At 35.2% G+C, this 19,812-nt stretch carries 13 protein-coding genes and 3 tRNA genes; 6 read left to right on the forward strand and 10 right to left on the reverse strand.

Annotated features, from left to right (window positions below; all coding sequences use genetic code 11):
* The first annotated feature begins 360 nt into the window (after nt 1–360).
* The gene (locus tag ACEN92_RS13065; RefSeq protein ID WP_495638801.1) at nt 361–1,269 is read left to right on the forward strand and encodes a pseudouridine synthase; all 909 of its coding nucleotides are present in this window, start codon (nt 361–363) and stop codon (nt 1,267–1,269) included.
* An 82-nt stretch (nt 1,270–1,351) separates the two neighbouring features.
* On the opposite strand, the gene ACEN92_RS13070 is transcribed toward ACEN92_RS13065, so the two are convergent.
* Complete coding sequence (locus tag ACEN92_RS13070; RefSeq protein ID WP_495638802.1) at nt 1,352–2,452, reverse strand: DUF4407 domain-containing protein; 1,101 nt, start codon at nt 2,450–2,452, stop codon at nt 1,352–1,354.
* Between the two features lie 265 nt (nt 2,453–2,717).
* On the opposite strand from ACEN92_RS13070, the gene ACEN92_RS13075 reads away from it, so the two are divergent.
* The 3 genes from ACEN92_RS13075 to ACEN92_RS13085 all read left to right on the forward strand — a co-directional run bounded on the left by ACEN92_RS13075 (nt 2,718) and on the right by ACEN92_RS13085 (nt 7,990).
* The gene (locus tag ACEN92_RS13075; protein WP_495638803.1) at nt 2,718–5,528 is read left to right on the forward strand and encodes a TonB-dependent receptor; all 2,811 of its coding nucleotides are present in this window, start codon (nt 2,718–2,720) and stop codon (nt 5,526–5,528) included.
* Between the two features lie 72 nt (nt 5,529–5,600).
* Nucleotides 5,601–6,659: a phytase gene (locus ACEN92_RS13080; RefSeq protein ID WP_495638804.1), complete on the forward strand. Its 1,059-nt coding sequence runs from the start codon at nt 5,601–5,603 to the stop codon at nt 6,657–6,659.
* 329 nt (nt 6,660–6,988) lie between these two features.
* Nucleotides 6,989–7,990, forward strand: coding sequence for an IS110 family transposase (locus ACEN92_RS13085; protein WP_495638805.1), 1,002 nt, complete (start codon nt 6,989–6,991; stop codon nt 7,988–7,990).
* Between the two features lie 132 nt (nt 7,991–8,122).
* Here ACEN92_RS13085 and pckA read toward each other — a convergent pair whose 3' ends face one another.
* Together pckA and ACEN92_RS13095 are read right to left on the reverse strand one after the other, a co-directional pair.
* Entirely contained in the window at nt 8,123–9,727 is a 1,605-nt protein-coding gene (gene pckA / locus ACEN92_RS13090; protein ID WP_495638806.1) for a phosphoenolpyruvate carboxykinase (ATP), read from the reverse strand.
* A 185-nt stretch (nt 9,728–9,912) separates the two neighbouring features.
* Entirely contained in the window at nt 9,913–10,305 is a 393-nt protein-coding gene (locus tag ACEN92_RS13095) for a DUF423 domain-containing protein (protein ID WP_495638807.1), read from the reverse strand.
* Nucleotides 10,306–10,478: 173 nt separating this feature from the next.
* On the opposite strand from ACEN92_RS13095, the gene ACEN92_RS13100 reads away from it, so the two are divergent.
* Complete coding sequence (locus tag ACEN92_RS13100; RefSeq protein ID WP_495638808.1) at nt 10,479–11,843, forward strand: saccharopine dehydrogenase family protein; 1,365 nt, start codon at nt 10,479–10,481, stop codon at nt 11,841–11,843.
* A gap of 549 nt (nt 11,844–12,392) precedes the next feature.
* Here the strand turns inward: ACEN92_RS13100 and ACEN92_RS13105 are convergent.
* Nucleotides 12,393–13,781, reverse strand: coding sequence for a dipeptidase (locus tag ACEN92_RS13105; protein WP_495638809.1), 1,389 nt, complete (start codon nt 13,779–13,781; stop codon nt 12,393–12,395).
* A gap of 109 nt (nt 13,782–13,890) precedes the next feature.
* Between ACEN92_RS13105 and ACEN92_RS13110 the strand changes: the two genes are divergently transcribed.
* Nucleotides 13,891–13,972, forward strand: a tRNA-Leu gene (locus ACEN92_RS13110).
* 187 nt (nt 13,973–14,159) lie between these two features.
* Here the strand turns inward: ACEN92_RS13110 and ACEN92_RS13115 are convergent.
* The 6 genes from ACEN92_RS13115 to ACEN92_RS13140 all read right to left on the reverse strand — a co-directional run bounded on the left by ACEN92_RS13115 (nt 14,160) and on the right by ACEN92_RS13140 (nt 19,694).
* Nucleotides 14,160–14,393, reverse strand: coding sequence for a hypothetical protein (locus ACEN92_RS13115; protein ID WP_495638810.1), 234 nt, complete (start codon nt 14,391–14,393; stop codon nt 14,160–14,162).
* Nucleotides 14,394–14,644: 251 nt separating this feature from the next.
* Complete coding sequence (locus ACEN92_RS13120; RefSeq protein ID WP_495638811.1) at nt 14,645–15,304, reverse strand: HAD family hydrolase; 660 nt, start codon at nt 15,302–15,304, stop codon at nt 14,645–14,647.
* Nucleotides 15,305–15,669: 365 nt separating this feature from the next.
* Nucleotides 15,670–15,743 (reverse strand) — tRNA-Asp (locus ACEN92_RS13125).
* A gap of 291 nt (nt 15,744–16,034) precedes the next feature.
* A tRNA-Asp gene (locus ACEN92_RS13130) sits at nt 16,035–16,108 on the reverse strand.
* 86 nt (nt 16,109–16,194) lie between these two features.
* Nucleotides 16,195–17,121: a DUF58 domain-containing protein gene (locus tag ACEN92_RS13135; RefSeq protein ID WP_495638812.1), complete on the reverse strand. Its 927-nt coding sequence runs from the start codon at nt 17,119–17,121 to the stop codon at nt 16,195–16,197.
* The gene (locus ACEN92_RS13140; protein ID WP_495638813.1) at nt 17,118–19,694 is read right to left on the reverse strand and encodes a M1 family aminopeptidase; all 2,577 of its coding nucleotides are present in this window, start codon (nt 19,692–19,694) and stop codon (nt 17,118–17,120) included. The genes ACEN92_RS13135 and ACEN92_RS13140 overlap by 4 nt, the downstream gene beginning before the upstream one ends.
* Nucleotides 19,695–19,812: the final 118 nt, after the last annotated feature.

The raw sequence follows: 19,812 nt of genomic DNA on the forward strand, positions 1-19,812 counted from the left end.
TTAACACAGAGCTACACAAAAAATTTAAATAAATCTCTGTATATCTTTGTGAGATTTTTTGCAAATCTCTATGACTCAACAACACTTTAAAATCTTTAAAAGAAGCCAACTGTTTGAAACTAGCCCCGATTACTTCACTTAATTTTATTTTATATGAGGTCAGTGAACTTCGTTTGAAGTGGAAATCCTTTTATTTTTTTCTTTAAAAATAAAAGATTAAAACGAAAAGCGGGAACAATGTCTAAAAGAAGCCAAATGTGATGCTTCTAATCAACAAAATTTTAAGGCTATTAATCTAAGAACATTGAACTTAAGATTATTTAGCAAGAATAAACTATCTTTGCACAAATTACAGAATTTATGAATAACAAGGAAGGCAATAATAAGAGAGGTGGTTCTAAGCCAAGTAGCTCCAGATCAAACTCTAACAAGCCAAAACCTGCCATGCAAAAGCGTGCCCAAGGGCCTAAAAAAGTGAAACCTGCTGTGAAAGCAGCTGAAGAAGAAGCGGCACAAAAATTAAAGAAACAGAATCAGGCTCCAAAAAGACAAAAAGCGGCTGACGAAATTCGTCTGAACAAATTTATCTCGAATTCGGGTGTTTGTTCGCGTCGTGATGCCGATATATACATTCAGTCCGGGAACGTAAAAGTAAATGGCGTACCGGTTACCGAAATGGGTTACTTAGTAAAACTTACAGATGTTGTAAATTTTGACGGAGTTGTTCTGACTCCTGAAAAGAAAGAATACATCTTGTTGAACAAACCTAAAAACTTTACAACTGCCTTGGATGAAGGTCAGGAATACCGCAATGTTTTAGAATTGGTTCGTGGTTCAACTACAGCTAAAATCGCTCCAATTGGAAGAATGGACAAAAATACAACTGGTTTGTTGTTGTTTACCAATGATACTGATATGATTCGTAAATTTACTTTACCGAGTCAGAAATCATCTAAAATTTATCAGGTTTCTTTAGATAAGAACTTGAAATTTGAGGATTTAGAAAAAATAAGTAAAGGTTTGGTTCTTGACGGACACCGCGTTTTTGTTGAAGAAATCAGTTATATTGAAAAAGAAGCAAAAAGCGAAGTCGGTCTTAAATTACGTTCGTCTAATGTAAAAGTAGTTCGTGCTATTTTCGAAAACTTTGATTATGATGTTTTGCGTATTGACCGTGTATCTTTTGCAGGTTTGACCAAAAAGAATTTACCAAGAGGTAATTGGCGTTTTTTGACTGAACAAGAAATTATCAATTTGAAAAACGTTTAAAAAATATTTTCCAAAAAATTAAAAAATCCTATTATTCTACGAGAGTAAAATAGGATTTTTTTTTATTACTGAATTTTTAGAATTAAAATGTTGCCTTTTGTTTTTCTACAAAATTATGTGCCTGCAATTCTAACAACTCTGTTGCTTTTTTGCGTTGCAGATTATAGAGTTCTCTATCTTCGGAAATATCTGCGTAAACTTTATCGTGCATTGATGCACTGGTTTTAACCAATAAATCACGTTGGTATTTGTTTTGTTCCAAAGTAGCTTTCATAGCTGTTTCTGCTTCTTCCTGTTTGATATCAAATTCACCTTTTGGAGCTAATAATTTCGCAATAATTGGAGAAGTTTCGATAGCCAGGAACAACAGCATAATAAAGAATGAAGGCAGCCATGGCAATTTATTCAGAGCATTAATACGTGCCATTAAACCATCAAAACCTTCAATAATCGGCTGTGTTTGGGCTACTTTTTTGTCTAAATCTGCCTGAAGCTGTTTACCTGTTTTTTCTTTTTCCGCAATTTTGGCTTCATTGATTGTTTTTAAATCAGCATATTCTTTTAAAGATGCGTCGTGTTTCTCTCGCTTTTCTTTGTAAACCGGACCTTTCCCTAATTTCTTAGTTCCGGCAGTTCCTTCGGCTTCTGTGATGTAAGTTGAATAAAGCGCATTTACTTCTTTTTCTTTTTTTAATATATCATTTTTCAATGCTGCAATCTCAGCCTTATTTTTATCCAAATCAGACTTGAAGTAATTACCCACTTGTTTTTTATTGGCCAATTCCATTTCATTTTTTTCCTTCAACAAAACCGTATTGATTTCTTTTTCGAAAATTTTGATTTCTAATGGTTTGGAAATTACAATGGCAATAATAATTGCCAGCATAATTCTGGGAGTCGCCTGCAGAAATTCATCCATAAAACGATCTCTTTTCTTAATTGTAGAAACGATAAACCGGTCCAGATTGAAGATAAGTAAACTCCACACAAAACCGAAAATCAAAGCCGGATAAATAGAGTCAAAAACAGTAAAAAGCGCATAAGCACTGGCTAAGAAAGCCATAACTGCAGTAAAAAAAACAGTAGCGCCAATACCAACATATTTGGTTTGTTCGCCTTCAGAACAACCTTCCAAAAGATCCCGGTCGGCTCCTGAACAAAGGATAAAAAATTGTTTCAACATGATTGATGATTTTTGATTGTGATTGCTTTCGCCAGTTCGCCTTTCAGGCTCGTGTGATAAGGCAAATTTAACGCCAAAAATTTAATTCTGATGTAAATACTTGATTTGTTTTTACTTGTGATTCAAATATTTAATGTTTTAAATGTTATTTAAAGATTAATCCTGTTTTACTATGAGGTTATAATGATAACAGTATGTTAATTTTTTTTGATGCTTTTAATAATACTAAGGTTCTAGTTTCGCAACAAAATCAAACCAAAAACAAATGAAAAAGTTTTATTTAGCAGCAATGCTCTTTTTAATAGCTATATCAGGTTTTGCACAAAAAGCAATTATTTCCGGAAAGGTATTAGATGCAGATGACAAATTACCTTTGCCTGGAGCAATGATTCAGATTGTCGGCGAAAACAAATACACAGTTTCAGATTATAATGGTCGTTTTGAATTATTAAATATTAATGAAGGAAACTATCAGCTTCAGGTAAAATATATTGGATATACCGCCGTAACTCAGGAAATAAAAGCAGAACAAGGAAAAAACAACGTAATTGATTTCTCTCTTAAAGCTACGGGAACCGAGTTGAATGAAGTTATTGTAGGAGATATTTTAAAGGGTCAGGCCAAAGCATTAAATCAACAAAAAAACAATAAAAATATCGGAAATGTAATTTCGTCGGATCAGGTAGGCCGTTTCCCTGATGCCAATGTTGGAGATGCTCTAAAACGTGTTCCGGGTATTACCATGCAGAATGATCAGGGGGAAGCACGTAATATTATCATCAGAGGTTTGGCACCGTCATTGAACTCGGTGACTTTAAATGGCGACAGGATTCCGTCAGCTGAAGGAGATAACAGAAATGTGCAAATGGATTTGATACCATCTGACATGATTTCGACTATCGAAGTTAACAAAACACTGACTTCAGATATGGATGCTGATGCTATCGGAGGTTCTGTAAATTTAATTACAAGAGCTACTCCAAATGGCGAAAGAATCTCTGCAACGCTTGCGGGTGGTTATATGCCAATACGTGAAAATGCAACATATACTGCAGGTTTAGTATATGGAAATCGTTTTTTTCATAATAAATTAGGTGCAGTTTTCAGCGGATCTTATAATAATGTAGATTATGGTTCTGATAACATCGAGAACGAATGGGTGAAGGACGATTTTGGAAATGAATATTTGCAGGCTGCAGAAATTAGAAAATATGACGTACAACGTATTCGCCGTAGCGGATCTGTAGCTTTAGATTATAAATTTGATGATAACAATACCATTTTTGCAAATGCTATTTACAACTGGAGAGATGACAGAGAAAACCGTTTCAGAACGACTTACGATGATATAGAACCTCTTTATAATGGTGAAGAAATTACTGGTTTTGAAGGTCGTGTAAAACGCCAGACGAAAGGTGGAGTTGACAACAGCAGGAATAAAAACAGAAGATTGGAAGATCAGCGTGTACAAAATTATTCTATTCGAGGAGAGCATTTAATCAACTCCAAATTAGATCTGGACTGGTCAGCAAATTACGCGAAAGCGAGAGAATATCGCCCGGGAGAACGTTATATCGAATATCGTCAGAAAGGTCTGGAAATGACTGAAGATTTATCAGATTTGAGATTTCCTTTAATCACAACTGCCGGAGAATCTCTTGATGAATTCGAATTTAATTCGGTGTCAGAAAACACAAATGAAACCAGCGAGAGTGAATTTGGCGCTAAAGTAAATATTCGGTTTCCATTCACTATTATTCCATCTCAAAAAGGAAGACTTAGAACCGGCCTTAGACTTCGACTGAAAGAAAAAGAAAGAAATAATATTTTCTATTCTTATGAACCTACAGGAGGCGGAATGGATTTATTATCAGAAATTCAGACAAGTACTTTTGATGGCAAAAACTTCAATCCGGGAAGTAAATATGTTTCGGGAACATTTGCTTCGGCTGCTTTCTTAGGAAGTTTAGATTTAAATAATTCAGCATTATTTGATAAAGAAGCTGATGCTGCAGAATATTTGGCAGTAAACTATAATGCCAAGGAAAATATTTATGCTGCTTATGTAAGATGGGATCAGGACTTTAATGATAAATTATCAATGGTTTTAGGTTTTCGGGTTGAAAATACACATATCGATTATACCGGAAATCGTGTTTTAGATGAAGAAGAATTAGAAAGTAAAATCAATAATACAAACTCTTATACGAATGTATTGCCAAGTATTTCTTTTCAATATAATGCAACCAAAGATTTAGTTTTAAGAGCTGCTGCTACAACTGCTTTGGCAAGACCAAACTATTATGCACTGGCGCCTTATGTAAACAATATTGCTGCTGATAAAGAAATTACTGCCGGAAATCCTGATCTTGATGTTACTTATTCTTATAACTATGATTTTATGGTGGAGAATTATTTCAAATCTGTTGGTTTGATTTCCGGAGGTGTTTTCTACAAAAAATTAAACGATTTCATTTACAACTACAGTGACAATCAATACACAACTGAAAAATTCGCTAATGATTTTCCAAATCAGGCAAATCCTGTTCCGGTTGGCGAAAACTGGTCATTTGTACAATCCAGAAACGGAGACAATGTTGATGTTTACGGATTTGAAGTAGCACTTCAGCGTCAGTTAGATTTTTTACCGGGCAAATTTTTAAAAGGATTTGGTATCTATTTAAACTATACCTACACAAAATCTAAAGCAAAAGGAATTGCCGATGAAGATGGAAATGAAAGAAATGACATTAGCCTGCCTGGAACTACGCCACACATGTTTAACGGATCTTTATCTTGGGAAAACAAACGTTTTTCTGCCAGGATTTCTACCAATTTCACATCAGATTATTTAGATGAATTAGGTTCGGAGTCTTATAAAGACAGCTATTATGACAAACAATTTTTTTTAGATGCAAATGCTTCTTTCAAGATTACCCCAAAACTTCGTCTTTTTGCCGAAGCTAATAATTTAACTAACCAGCCATTACGCTACTACCAAGGAGTTGAGGCGCACACTAAGCAAGCAGAATACTATCAGGCCCGATACAATTTTGGTTTGAAATTGGACTTGTAATAATCCGTTTATATAATTCTTAAATTAGCCAAAACCCAATGACTCTGTCTAATTTATTCAAATGAAATCGTAATGAAAAATAAATCTATACTGTCTTTTTTACTTTTAAGTGTTTTATTCCTTGCTTGTAAAGACGGGAAATTAGCTCCTGTAGCCCAAAATGCTGTAAAACCAACAACTGTTACAGAAGCTTTGCCCCATGATACAGATGACCCGGCAATCTGGATTCATCCAACTGATGCTTCAAAAAGTATTATTGTGGGAACCGATAAAGACTCAGACGGCGGTTTGTATGCTTTTGATTTGAAAGGTAAAATCGTTGCAAAATCTGAAGTTTTAAAGCGGCCAAATAATGTTGATATCGCTTATGGATTAATTATCGATGGAAAAAAAGTCGATATCGCCGTTACCACAGAACGGGAAAGTAACAAAATAAGAGTTTTTAGTTTACCGGATTTAAAAGCAATTGATAATGGCGGGATTCCGGTTTTTGAAGGTGAATCCTTGCGTGACCCAATGGGGATTGCTTTATACACACGCCCGACTGACGGTAAAATATTTGCTGTTGTTGGAAGAAAATCAGGACCTTCAGGAAGTTATTTATGGCAATATGAACTTTCCGGTTCAGGAAAATTTGCTGTAGCAAAAGTAGTTCGCAAATTTGGCGCTTACAGCGGAAAGAAAGAAATCGAGGCCATTGCAGTAGATAACGAATTAGGAGCTGTTTATTATTGTGATGAGCAATTCGGAATCAGGAAATACAATGCCGATCCTGCTTTGAATGATAATAAAGAATTAACCCTTTTTGGGAAAACCGGCTTTAAAGCCGATAACGAAGGAATTGCTATTTACAAAAAAACAGATTCTACAGGGTATATCCTAGTATCAAACCAACAAGCGAATACTTTTATGGTTTATCCGAGAGAAGGCGCAAATGGAAATCCAAACAATTATTCTTTATTGGCAGAAATTCCAACATCAACAATTGAATGTGACGGAGCAGATGTAACCAGTATTAACTTAGGAGGAGAATATAAAAATGGTCTTTTTACAGCGATGAGCAACGGAATGACTTTTCATTATTATGCCTGGGATTTATTGCAGAAACGTATTGACAAAAGTAAGAAATAGTTGTTTTTGTTTCGGGTCTCAAGTTTCAAGCTCTTAACTGTGACTATAAACCAGACTCACCCCAGTGCTGTCAGGCGGAGTCGAAGCCCTCGCCCACTAAAAAGCTCTTCGACTCCGCCTTTACTTTGGATTTGATAAAAAGCTTTAAATTTATTCAAAGGAAAGCAGAGGTGAACTTTCGACTCCGCTAGTTAAGAACTATGCTGTGCATTAGTCCTCTGCCTTCCCCTTGAATCCCGTTGAATTGCTTCAAATAGAATGATAGACATAGCGGTCTAATAAAGGCTCTAAAGAAGTTCAACATTTTTGTTTATCTTAAATTCAAAGTTATGAAAAAGTATTCATTTTATGTCGGCATTGATGTATCAAAAGCTAAATTAGATATTAATATTCTTGATGCTTCAACTCTTAGGTCAGAGCATTTTAGCATAGAAAATAATATCAAAAACATTTCTGTTTTTATCAAAAATATGAGCAGGCAGGTTAATAAAGAATATATTCTTTTTTGTTGTGAAAACACAGGTATTTATACCAATCATATATCAAGTGCTTCAGTAAAACTCAATCTGGATTTATGGATTGTTCCTGCGATTGAAATAAAAAAATCAAAAGGAATTTCAAGAGGAAAAAATGATAAAATTGATGCCAGGGATATTTCTTATTACAGTTACAGAAACATAGATAAATTAAAACTATTTACTTTAACAGGCATAGAGATTCAAAAACTAAAAATTCTTTATACCGAAAGAGAAAAAATGCTAAAAGCCTTATTGCTTATACAAGCTACAAAAGAAAATAAAGATTTTACAGATAAAATAATTTTCAGGGAAGTATCTCAAATTAACCAGGCTCTGGCTAAATCTATTAAAAATTCGATCAATAAAATTGAGTCGAGAATTAAAGAAATAATTAAATCAAACGATCAATTAACCAAACAAATCCAACTTATCAGATCAATTCCCGGGCTCGGAGAACAAACCAGCGTGTATTTGATTATTGCAACAAAAGGATTTACAGCGTTTAAAAACTGGAGGCAATTTGCCTGTTACTCTGGTGTTGCCCCTTTTGAACATAGCTCTGGTTCCAGTGTAAAAGGAAGGACCAGAGTGAATCATATGGCTGATAAAAAAATGAAGTCACTATTGCAAATGTGCGCTATGACAACATTAAAATATGATCCACAATTAAAGGAATATTACAATAAGAAAAAAGTGGAAGGCAAAAACTCAATGTTGGTTTTAAATAATATCAGATGCAAACTTATAAGCAGGGTCTTTGCTGTTATAGCAAGGGAAACTCCATATATAAATACCTATAAATTTGCATCGTAATTTTTTAGTACTTTTTGTTGTTTTTTATCATAGAATGCTCAGTCTGACAAACTAAACTTGAAACCTGGAACAAAACAAAAAAGCTGCTCGTCATGACGAGCAGCTTTTTTTAGTTTGAATTAGTAATTTTCCTTATTCTGTTATTGGCGCACCAGCCAAAATTTCGGCATTGGCAAACTCTTCAAATTTGGCAAAATTAGCTTTGAATTTCTGAGCTAATTCAATTGCCTTTTTATCATATAAATCTTTGTCTTCCCAGGTATTTCTAGGATTTAAAATTTCACTTGGAACATTTGGACAACTTTGTGGTTTTGCAATTCCAAATACTGTATGGTTTACATATTCTACATTATCCAGTTCACCGTTTAATGCAGCAGTAATCATTGCCCGGGTATATTTTAGTTTCATACGGCTTCCAGTTCCGTAAGCACCACCTGTCCAGCCAGTATTGATCAACCAAACTTTTACATCTGCATCTTTCATTTTTTTGGTCAGCATTTCGGCGTAACGTGTTGGGTGCAAAGGCATAAACGGTGCGCCAAAACAAGCCGAGAAATTAGGTTGTGGTTCTGTAACTCCGGCTTCTGTTCCGGCAACTTTAGCTGTATATCCTGAAATAAAATGGTAAGCAGCCTGACCTGGTGTCAGTTTTGAGATTGGAGGCAAAATTCCGAAAGAATCTGCCGTTAAGAAGAATATATTTTTAGGATTATGTCCTATTGAACCCGGCTGAATATTATCGATATGGGTTATTGGATAACTCACACGTGTATTTTGAGTGATTGATATATCATCATAATCAACTTCATTCGTTCCCGCTTTGAAAACTACATTTTCTAAAAGCGCTCCTTTTTTGATTGCTCTGAAAATATCCGGCTCATTCTCTTCCGTTAAATTAATAACTTTAGCATAACAGCCGCCTTCAAAATTAAAAACTGTGTTTTCTGCTGTCCATCCATGTTCATCGTCCCCGATTAATTTACGTGCCGGATCTGCGGATAAAGTTGTTTTTCCTGTTCCTGATAAACCAAAGAAAATAGCTGTATCTCCAGCTTCACCAACATTCGCACTACAATGCATTGGTAAAGTATTTTCGAAAACCGGTAAAATAAAATTAAGAGCCGAGAAAATTCCTTTTTTCATTTCTCCTGTATAACCGGTTCCGCCAATGAGTGCTACTTTTTTAGTAAAATCCAAAATAGCAAAATTAGACTGACGTGTTCCATCTATTTCAGGATCTGCCATAAAACCCGGTGCACAAATTACCGTCCAATCCGGAGTGAAATTTGCTAATTCACTTTCTTCAGGTCTTAGAAACATATTGTAACAGAACAAATTAGACCAGGCAGTTTCTGTTACTACACGAACATTTAATCTGTAATTTGCATCAGCACAAACATACGAGTCTCTAACAAAAACTTCCTTATTGGATAAATAGCCGGTTACTTTATTATATAGTTTTTCAAAAGCTTCTGATGAAAATGGAATATTTACCTTTCCCCACCAAACTTTATCTTCCGTTATACTATCTTTTACTATAAAACGATCCAGAGGAGATCTTCCGGTAAATTCGCCGGTATTAATTGCCAATGCTCCTGTCGAATTTTCAACACCCTGACCTGATTGCAAAGTAATCGTATGCAATTCATCAGCTGATAATTGGTATCTAACGGCTGCATTTTCAATACCTAATTCTTTTAACGAAATCGATTGCGAGGAAAGTGTATGAGTGTCCATAAATTTTTAATATTGATATTATAACCTAGTTTTTAAATTGTCCATTTATAATACAATAATCCTTATCTGCTTTGTTATAATATTTTACACATTAAAGTAAATAGTATAAAAAATAACACATATAAAGATTCATGTTATATATGCAACAAAATTAGGAATTAATTTTCAGATAGGGTTTTCAAAATTCAATTTTGTGAATTTTTCTTAAAAATTGTAACAAAAAGAACAATCCAGGCGAAGATTAATAGTAATCCGCCTATTGGAGTTACGAATCCTATAATTTTAAAGTCAACTGATGTTACATTTTTTGTAGTCAGTAAATAAATGGAACCTGAAAAGAAAAGCACACCGATTACCACTAAATTATATATTACTTTCAGTGCTTTTAAAGAGAATTCTTTTCTGCTAACAACAAAAAACAAAAAGAAAGCATGATACATTTGATAACGAACACCCGTTTCAAAACTCGCCAATTGCTCTGCAGATAATACCGCTTTCAAAGCATGTGCGCCAAAAGCACCTAAAATAATAGCCAACACTCCAAGAAAAGCACCTGTCAAAATTATTTTTCTTTCCATTTTATCTGTTTTTATATCACAAAAATAGTCTTAATTCAATCAAACAAAAAACATTTCAAATACACTTTTCAAAAAAAACTGGTTTACTTTGTTTCTGTTTAAATTAAAATATTTCAAGCTATCGATTGTTATTTTTGTAACAATTTAGTATGTTTGTGTTAAATATATAAATAATGAGACGAATTCTAATAATTGGAGCCGGAAGATCAGCATCGTCTTTGATTCGCTATCTTTTATCAAAATCAGAGAGCGAAAACCTGCATCTCATCGTGGCAGATTTATCTTTGGCCTTAGCCGAAAAAAAAATCAATAATCACCCTAATGCCACTCCAATAGCTTTAGATATTTTTAATGTAACCGAAAGAAAAACTGCTATAGAAAATGCTTCGATAGTGATTTCGATGCTGCCCGCCCATTTACATATTGAAATCGCGAAAGATTGTTTAGAATTCAAAAAACATCTTGTAACCGCCTCATACATAAGCGATGCAATGCTCGTTTTAAACGAAGAGGCAAAAAAAAGCAATTTGATTTTTATGAATGAAATTGGTCTTGACCCTGGTATAGACCATATGAGTGCCATGAAAGTTATTGATGAAATCAGGGAAAAAGGAGGTAAAATGTTACTTTTTGAATCTTTTTGCGGTGGTTTAGTGGCACCTGAATGTGATAATAATTTATGGAATTATAAATTTACCTGGGCACCAAGAAATGTAGTTCTGGCAGGACAAGGCGGAGCAGCAAAATTTATTCAGGAAGGCACTTACAAATACATTCCGTATGGAAGTTTATTCCGCAGAACCGAGTTTCTTGAAGTTGAAGGCTACGGTAAGTTTGAAGCCTATTCAAACCGGGACTCACTAAAATACAGATCAATTTACGGTTTAGATGATATTCTGACTTTGTATAGAGGAACAATCCGAAGGGTTGGTTTTTCGAAAGCCTGGAATATGTTTGTACAATTAGGAATGACTGATGACAGTTATATCATGGAAGATTCTGAAGACATGAGTTATCGTCAGTTTACAAACTCTTTTTTACCTTATCATCCAACGGATTCTGTCGAAATAAAAATGCGTTTGATTTTAAAAATCGATCAGGACGATATTATGTGGGATAAGCTTTTGGAGCTTGATTTGTTTAATCCTGACAAAAAAGTCAATTTAAAGAATGCTACACCTGCACAGATTTTAGAAAAAATACTTTCCGACAGCTGGACATTGGAACCCGATGACAAAGATATGATTGTGATGTACCATAAATTCGGATATGAATTGAATGGAGAGAAAAAACAAATCGATTCTAAGATGGTTTGTATTGGAGATGACCAAACCTATACTGCAATGGCAAAAACAGTTGGTTTGCCGGTTGCAATTGCAACATTATTAATTTTGAATAAAAAAATCACAGCTCCCGGCGTTCAGCTTCCTATAAAAAAAGAAGTTTATTTACCTATTTTAAAAGAATTAGAAGAGTATGGTGTTGTTTTCAACGAACAAACCATGCCTTATTTTGGATACAATCCGGACTTGTTTTAGTTCTGATTACTTTTTTTTGAGAATATTTTAGTTTTTAATTTTATCCGCTTCTGTTTCCGGGAGCGGATTTTTTTATTTCTATTTACTAGTTTGAATCGTTATTGGTAAACTATACTGTACACGAACAAGTCTTCCCTTTTCTGAACCTAAAATACATTTTGGAGAAAGTTTTACCAAAGGTACAGAGAGAAAGATTTTGATGAATAGCCTCCGGCTTTAGCTGGAGATCATAGTAAAAAGAAAGAGAGAATTGGCTTTAGCCGAATTTTCGTAAAGATTTTCAAACCAAATCGGAGATTTATTTGGCTAAAGCCTGCTTCGTAATTAATGCATTTTAAACTCCAGCTAAAGCTGGAGGCTATTCAAAGTGATAACGAAATAAAAGATTTAGCCGAAAGCCCGGACCGTAGGGAACGCCCAGCACAATATCAATGGCAAATTTCAATGGCAATATCAATATCAAAACTCAAAAAAAATCCGCTTATTGCTAAACGGATTTTGGATTTATGATGGGAACGAATCCTTACTTTGCCCGATATGACAACTTTTCTATTTTGAAAGCTCTACAAAATACTTGTAAAACAACGGAATAGTTTCGATTCCTTTTAAGTAATTGAAGATTCCGAAATGCTCGTTTGGCGAGTGAATGGCATCGCTGTCCAATCCAAAGCCCATTAAGATAGTTTTGCTTTTCAGTTCTTTTTCAAACAATGCCACAATCGGAATACTTCCTCCGGAACGAACCGGAATTGCCGGTACTCCAAACGTTTCAGTATACGCCATATTAGCCGCTTTGTAACCAATACTGTCGATTGGCGTCACGTAACCCTGACCTCCATGATGTGGCGTGACTTTTACCGTAACTCCCGCCGGAGCAATATTGATGAAATGTTTCGTGAAAAGCGCTGTGATTTCTTCCCAATCCTGATTGGGTACCAAACGCATGGAGATTTTTGCATAAGCTTTGCTCGCAATAACTGTCTTTGCTCCTTCGCCCTGATATCCGCCCCAGATTCCGTTTACGTCTAAAGTTGGACGAATCGAATTGCGTTCGTTCGTTACATAGCCTTTTTCGCCGTATACATCATTTAGGTTTAAGGCATTTTTATATTTTTCTAAACTGAAAGGCGCTTTGGCCATTTCGGCTCTTTCTTCTAATGATAAGTCCTGAACTTTATCGTAAAAACCCGGAATTGTAATACGATTGTCCTCGTCGTGAAGCGAAGCGATCATTTTTGCCAGAACATTAATTGGGTTCGCTACTGCCCCACCGTATAATCCTGAATGCAGATCACGGTTTGGACCTGTAACTTCAACCTCAACATAACTCAAACCACGCAAACCTGTTGTAATTGACGGTTGTTGATTAGAAATCATTCCGGTATCCGAAATTAGTATCACATCGTTTTTCAATTTTTCCTGATTGCGTTCTACGAACCAGCCTAAACTTTTAGAACCAACCTCTTCTTCTCCTTCGATCATGAATTTCACGTTACAAGGCAGCGTATTGCTTTGCACCATATATTCCAAAGCTTTTACGTGCATGTACATTTGCCCTTTGTCATCGCAGGCTCCACGTGCAAAAATGGCTCCTTCAGGGTGAATTTCGGTTGTTTTGATAACGGGTTCAAATGGCGGTGATGTCCATAATTCCATTGGATCCGGTGGCTGAACATCATAATGTCCGTACACTAAAACGGTAGGCAGATTTGAGTCGATTATCTTCTCTCCGTAAATAATTGGATAACCAGGAGTATCACAAACTTCAACTAAATCGCAGCCTGCTTTTTCTAAACTTACTTTTACAGCCTCGGCCGTATCAATTACATCTTGCGAATAGGCAGTGTCGGCACTTACCGACGGAATTTTTAATAATTCGATCAATTCATTGATAAACCGATCTTTATGTTGTTGAACGTATGACTTTATATCTTCCATTTAAATAATTTTTTATATAATCTCAAAAGTACAAAAAAGAGAATAAATATTTTTTTGCAAAATTGCTTTGAAAATTCGAAGTTATGCTTATCTTTGCACCCACAATTACGCGGATATGGTGAAATTGGTAGACATGCCAGACTTAGGATCTGGTGCCGCAAGGCGTGTAGGTTCGAGTCCTATTATCCGCACTGAAAAAGCTTCTGAGAAATCAGAAGCTTTTTTGTTTTTAGGCTTTTGCCGAAATCACAAAGTAACCCCAATATTGTCATTCAGAGGAACGAGGAATCCCACGCGCTGAGAACACACTGTTGTCGAGTTTCTTGCGAAGATTCCTCGTTCCTCTGAATGACAAACTAAACGTAAAACAAACTCTCTTCACTCAACATCCAAATAAGGGTCTAAGGCTTCTGCCAATCTATTCATACAATAAAAACTGTTTTCAAGATTCCTAATTTCAGATTGTACGGTTTCGGATTCTCTCAATGCACTTAAAGCCAATATATAATTTACTTGTCGTATTGTCTTTGCCATATCTTTAGGATCAATAACATTGGTAAAAAACTCTGTTAGTCTTATTTCGGTTTCTTTTGAAAAGTTATTTGTACTCATAATTTAAAGTTTAGGCAAAATCAAGATAACAAAGGTTGCCAGATTTCTTTTTTAAATTGAGCGCATATATGTGTCCAACTCTATTTTATTTTTTCGTAAGCAAAAGCCCAGACCATACTAAATTTTCGGCTAAAGCCATTCTCTTTTCAAACATAAAAAACCTATTCAAATTATGCTCATTTATTTAAATGAACTTATATTTCTTATAGGATTTAAAATTTTAGAATTCTCTTTTTACTTTTCACAAGTGCCTAAGCTTTTAATAAATCCAAAACCTTCTCAACATTAACTTCGCTGTAATCATTAATATAAAAGTTACATGGCGGAAGCTGTTCTTTTGTATGGGTACTCAATACACCAACCACTTTCATTCCTGCATTTAGCGCTGCCGAAACTCCTGAATAAGAATCCTCAAAAACGATACAATGAGATGGGGCAACACCAACACGTTCTGCAGATTTCAGATACACTTCAGGATCAGGTTTATGGTGTTTTACGTCTTCGCTTGACATCATAGAATCCATTTTGTCTTCGATTTTCAACGCTTTTATAATCAAGTCAAGATTAGCTCGCGGTGCAGAGGTGGCAACAGCAGTTTTAAAGTTACGGGATTTAAGTTCGTTCAAAAACTCCAGATAATGCGGAATCGTTTCGACTTTGTCCTTATAAATCTCACGAAACATGGATTCTTTTTCGTCTTCGAGTTTTTTAAGTTCATCTCCCGCGACTGAACGCTTGAAGAAATGACTCATGATATACCCATTATGTTTTCCGTACATATGTTCTTCAAACTCTTCTTCTGAATAAGGAACTTTATAATTGTCGAAAAAGGCCTCGAAAGCTTTTACATGATGTGGATTCGTGTGACAGATTACGCCATCCATATCAAAAATAACACATTGCTGTTTCATTATATTTTGTTTTTAACGATTGCAAGATAGGGTAATAAAGGGTTATTTCACAGAGATTCACGGAGGTTTTTCGCAGAGATTCCCAAAGATTTTTTTTGAATCTCGCAAAGCCGCAGAGTCGCAAAGTTTTTATTTAGCCACAGATAAAATGATTATAAGGATTTTATTTTTACGCAGATTTTAAAAAAAATTTAAGCAGATTTGGGCAGATCAATTATTAAAAAAATAAATCTGCTTTAATCTGCCAAAATCTGCGTGAAAAAATCTTTAATCCAATTGTGAGACACAAAAGTTACATCAGCAAAGTCTTTAATTACTAATCATAAAAAAAGCCTTTCCGTTAAGAAAGGCTTCTCCCAATATTGCGGTCTGGACGGGACTCGAACCCGCGACCCCATGCGTGACAGGCATGTATTCTAACCAACTGAACTACCAAACCCACTGCGTTATTGTGACTGCAAAAATACAACAGAACTTCGATCCTACAAGGTTTTTCGCGTTTTTTAAACAAATAAAACCGTTATTTTTTTAATGTCCTGATTTCTATTAAAGTAGGGAACCGAAAGTTATTTAAATCAAAAAAGCCATCCACAAAGTGGAAAGCTTTTCATTGGTCTAACTACTAAACCGAGCTACGAGTTACAAATTCGTAGCAAACAACACAACTAATCTTAGATACCGTATTTGGGCAAAAAAGCCTTTCCGTTAAGAAAGGCTTCTCCCAATATTGCGGTCTGGACGGGACTCGAACCCGCGACCCCATGCGTGACAGGCATGTATTCTAACCAACTGAACTACCAAACCTCTGCGTTATTGCGGTTGCAAAGATAGTACAGAATTTCGTTTCTGCAAGTGTTTTGCTGAAAAAAATTAAATAAACTTTTAAATCCTTAGCCAAAGTTTTGTTTTTCAACCAAATATGTCGTCAGGATTTTTTCAAAATTATCCCCTACATTCACCGGAACGTACTTAATTTGGTTCTTCGCGCAGGTTAAAGCCAGTTTTTTAAAGTACTCTCCTGCCCTTTTTTCATATTCAGTTTTTACATTATCTGCAAAAATCGATACTTCTTCACCTGTTTCCAGGTCAATAAACTTTCGTGGCGTATTATCAAAATCAAATTTTAGTTCTGTGTCATTATCAACCACATGAAACAAAACCACTTTATGTTTATTGTGTTTTAAATGCTGCAAAGCGTTAAAAAGCTTTTCATCGTCTTCTGACTGAAACATATCCGTAAACAGAATAATCATCGAACGACGGTGCATTTTCTCCGCAATCTGATGCAGGTATGTAATTGTATCGGTGCTTTTTTTGACTTTTGGCTGTTCTAATAACTGTTCTAATTTATTGAGCAGCATTCTATGATGACGGTCGCTTCCTTTTTCGGGAGCGTAATATTCGTAGCTATCTGAAAAAACGCTTAAACCCACAGCATCGCGCTGTTTCTTTAAAATATTCATCAATACTGCCGATGCCAAAACTGAGAATCCAATCTTCTTTTCATAAAAAGGCTGATTCGATTTTAGTTCCGGATAATGCATCGACGACGAATTATCGACAATAATATGACAGCGTAAATTGGTTTCTTCCTCAAAACGTTTGGTGTATAAACGATCCGTTTTGGCGAATAACTTCCAATCGATGTGTTTGGTGCTTTCTCCGGCATTATAGACTTTATGTTCCGCAAATTCAGCCGAAAATCCATGAAACGGACTTTTATGCATTCCGGATATAAAACCTTCCACAACCTGATTCGCCAGCATTTCGAGATGCTGAAAACTGGAGACTTTCTCTATTTCCGATTCAATTTTCATTCGGTTTCTTTTTTAATATTTTGAGCGCGGTACAAACCGTCTGTTGCCTGCAATAATTTTCGTTTTAATATCGGACTAAAATTAGGGTTTTCTTTTAAGAAACGCTGCACTTCATCAAAAGCATATTTAGAAGAATAACGTCCAACCGTTCCGCTTAACCAGTCTTTCGGAAAAAATATATCTCCCGTACGCTGAATTTCCTCTGTCAAATCTAACGAAAAACGAATATATTTCTGTGCGCTTTCCTGACGCAATGGATGATGAATATTCGCCAAACCAATAGAAACCCAGGATTCCTTCTCTCTGTTTTTATCATCTTTTAACGATTCCATAAAAGTATTTCGAACCGATTCGTCTTTTGATAATGATGGTAATAAAAACTCAAATCGCTTTTGCTTGTCCGGATTCGTGATTGTCGTTCTGGTTTTTTCTAGAATTTCATCCGCCTTTTCATGTTTGAATATAGCCAGGTTCATCGCGATATTGGTGTAATCGTCTTCGTTTAATTTTAAATTCGGTATCACAACTTCTTTATTCCAAATCTGATATAATTTGGCTTTCGCCGAATCTGAATACGCGATGGAACTGAATAAATTGAATAATGTCTTTTTGATATTCGCAGATAGATTAGTTTGCAGACGATTATACAAAACATCTTCCAATTGTTTCTGCACATTATTTTGCTGCTTTTCTGTGAGGAATCTCCAAAAAACAGCACTCAAATTATTAGATGCAATTTTCAAAACCAATTCGCTTTCTTCCGTTTGAATTCCTCTGGAAAAACAATCAAAAGCTTTTTCCGGGGAAACATTCCCAATGAGCGTATTTTCATAAAGATTACTGTACGAAGAAGCACGTGCTACCTCATCTTTCAATGTTGAAATATAATTTAAATTATTCCCGTCAAGCGGAAAAACGCCGTACCCAAAACCATTATAATTATAAATAATTGCAAGCGGTTTTTTAAGTCCGGCTGCTTCTTTCAAATTAAGGTTTTTCTCTTTTATAATAACATTTACCACTTTCACAGTATCCGAATAAACCAAACCAATCTGAAAAACCTGAGGCCAGACATTTTTTGATTTATCCTCGGCTTTTTGCTGAATTTCAAATTTCCTGATTCGGTTTTGTGCATCGTATTCTATTTTATCCGTAAAAATTGCTCTTCCGGATTCGCTGACCCAAACTTTACTCCATTTCTGCAGATTCAGAGGAGTTTCAGCATCCAGAATTTCAACCAGATTATTCCAGTCCGCATTATCGTTGGCGTATTTTTTAATGTATTTTTCAATCCCTTTCTGAAAAGCTTCCTTTCCCATCGAGGCTTCTAACTGACGCATCATTATGGGTGCTTTACTATAAATGATGTTTCCGTAAAGCGAACCGGCATCTTTCAAATTAGCAAGATTCTGTTTAATCGGATGTGTCCCCAATGATCGGTCTTCCGCGTAAGCACTGGCATAATGAGCGGTAAAAAACTGTAAATTATGATTGACCTTCGGAAAAATCGGATTCATGATTTTGTCTGCCATAAAATTCGCAAACACTTCTTTCATCCAGACATCATCAAACCATTTCATCGTCACCAAATCTCCAAACCACATATGCGAAGTTTCATGCGCAATAAGTTTTGCCCTGTCTAATTTTTCACTATCGGTGGCACTGTTATCCAAAAATAAGGTTGATTCACGATATTGTATCGCACCAACATGTTCCATTCCGCCATACTGAAAAACCGGAATCGAAGCAAAATCCAGTTTTTGAAAAGGAAATTTATAATTGGTATATTTTTCTAAAAAGTCTAAAGATTGTTGGTGTAATTTGAAAATCGTATCGGTACTGGTTTGTATCTTTTCCTGATTATTTTCGCGATACAGCATCGTCATTTCTAAATTGCCCGGCTTTTGTGTTACACTTTTAAATACTCCCGCTACAAAAGAAAATAAATACGTACTCATTTTATCTGATTCCCCAAAAGTGTAAGTGATAAAATCTCCTTTTTCGACTTTGGTTTTCACATCGGCACCGGCCAAAACCGACCAGTCTTTGGGAACCGTAAGACTCAGTTTATAAGCCGCTTTAATATCAGGCTGATCAAAACACGGAAACAATGTACTCGCACGATCCGGAACCAATAAAGTATATAAAAAATCATCGTTTCGGTTCAACGATAAATCGCCGGCAATAAAGGAAATAATAACTTTATTTTGCCCTAAAATCAGACTTTCAGCGGGAATAACAATATGTCCTTTTTGATGATCAACAGGAATGCTTTTTCCGTTTGCCTGAATTGTTTTGATATTCCGGGTTCTCTCTTTAAAATCCAAATATAAAGGCTGGCTCAAATCAGACAACGTCAACTCTAAAATTAAACCGGAACTGATTTCCTGATCTTTCTGTTTCGGAATTTCAAAAGACAATCCATAAGAAACATTGGAGATCTGATGCTTTCGAAAAATAGCCATTTGCTCTGAAACGCCATTATCTAAAAAAGTATTTTCTTTTTGTTTTGATTGAGAAAAACCAATTGTAATAATCGAAAAAAAACTAATAAAGCTGTAGAAAATTTTCATTTTTAAAGGAATAAAATATGATTCGTTAAAAATAAAAAAATGTTTGCCACAAATTTCACTAATTCTCAATAATATTATTTTGATACTGCTTAAAAAGGTTTGCCACAGATTAAATGAT

This window comes from Flavobacterium sp. Flavsp81 (assembly GCF_059491325.1).

Bases quoted from the DNA above. Each gene is read 5' to 3' on its own strand.
- ACEN92_RS13065 (WP_495638801.1), top strand. From the start codon at position 361: ATGAATAACAAGGAAGGCAATAATAAGAGAGGTGGTTCTAAGCCAAGT.
- ACEN92_RS13070 (WP_495638802.1), bottom strand. From the start codon at position 2,452: ATGTTGAAACAATTTTTTATCCTTTGTTCAGGAGCCGACCGGGATCTT.
- ACEN92_RS13075 (WP_495638803.1), top strand. From the start codon at position 2,718: ATGAAAAAGTTTTATTTAGCAGCAATGCTCTTTTTAATAGCTATATCA.
- ACEN92_RS13080 (WP_495638804.1), top strand. From the start codon at position 5,601: ATGAAAAATAAATCTATACTGTCTTTTTTACTTTTAAGTGTTTTATTC.
- ACEN92_RS13085 (WP_495638805.1), top strand. From the start codon at position 6,989: ATGAAAAAGTATTCATTTTATGTCGGCATTGATGTATCAAAAGCTAAA.
- pckA (WP_495638806.1), bottom strand. From the start codon at position 9,727: ATGGACACTCATACACTTTCCTCGCAATCGATTTCGTTAAAAGAATTA.
- ACEN92_RS13095 (WP_495638807.1), bottom strand. From the start codon at position 10,305: ATGGAAAGAAAAATAATTTTGACAGGTGCTTTTCTTGGAGTGTTGGCT.
- ACEN92_RS13100 (WP_495638808.1), top strand. From the start codon at position 10,479: ATGAGACGAATTCTAATAATTGGAGCCGGAAGATCAGCATCGTCTTTG.
- ACEN92_RS13105 (WP_495638809.1), bottom strand. From the start codon at position 13,781: ATGGAAGATATAAAGTCATACGTTCAACAACATAAAGATCGGTTTATC.
- ACEN92_RS13115 (WP_495638810.1), bottom strand. From the start codon at position 14,393: ATGAGTACAAATAACTTTTCAAAAGAAACCGAAATAAGACTAACAGAG.
- ACEN92_RS13120 (WP_495638811.1), bottom strand. From the start codon at position 15,304: ATGAAACAGCAATGTGTTATTTTTGATATGGATGGCGTAATCTGTCAC.
- ACEN92_RS13135 (WP_495638812.1), bottom strand. From the start codon at position 17,121: ATGAAAATTGAATCGGAAATAGAGAAAGTCTCCAGTTTTCAGCATCTC.
- ACEN92_RS13140 (WP_495638813.1), bottom strand. From the start codon at position 19,694: ATGAAAATTTTCTACAGCTTTATTAGTTTTTTTTCGATTATTACAATT.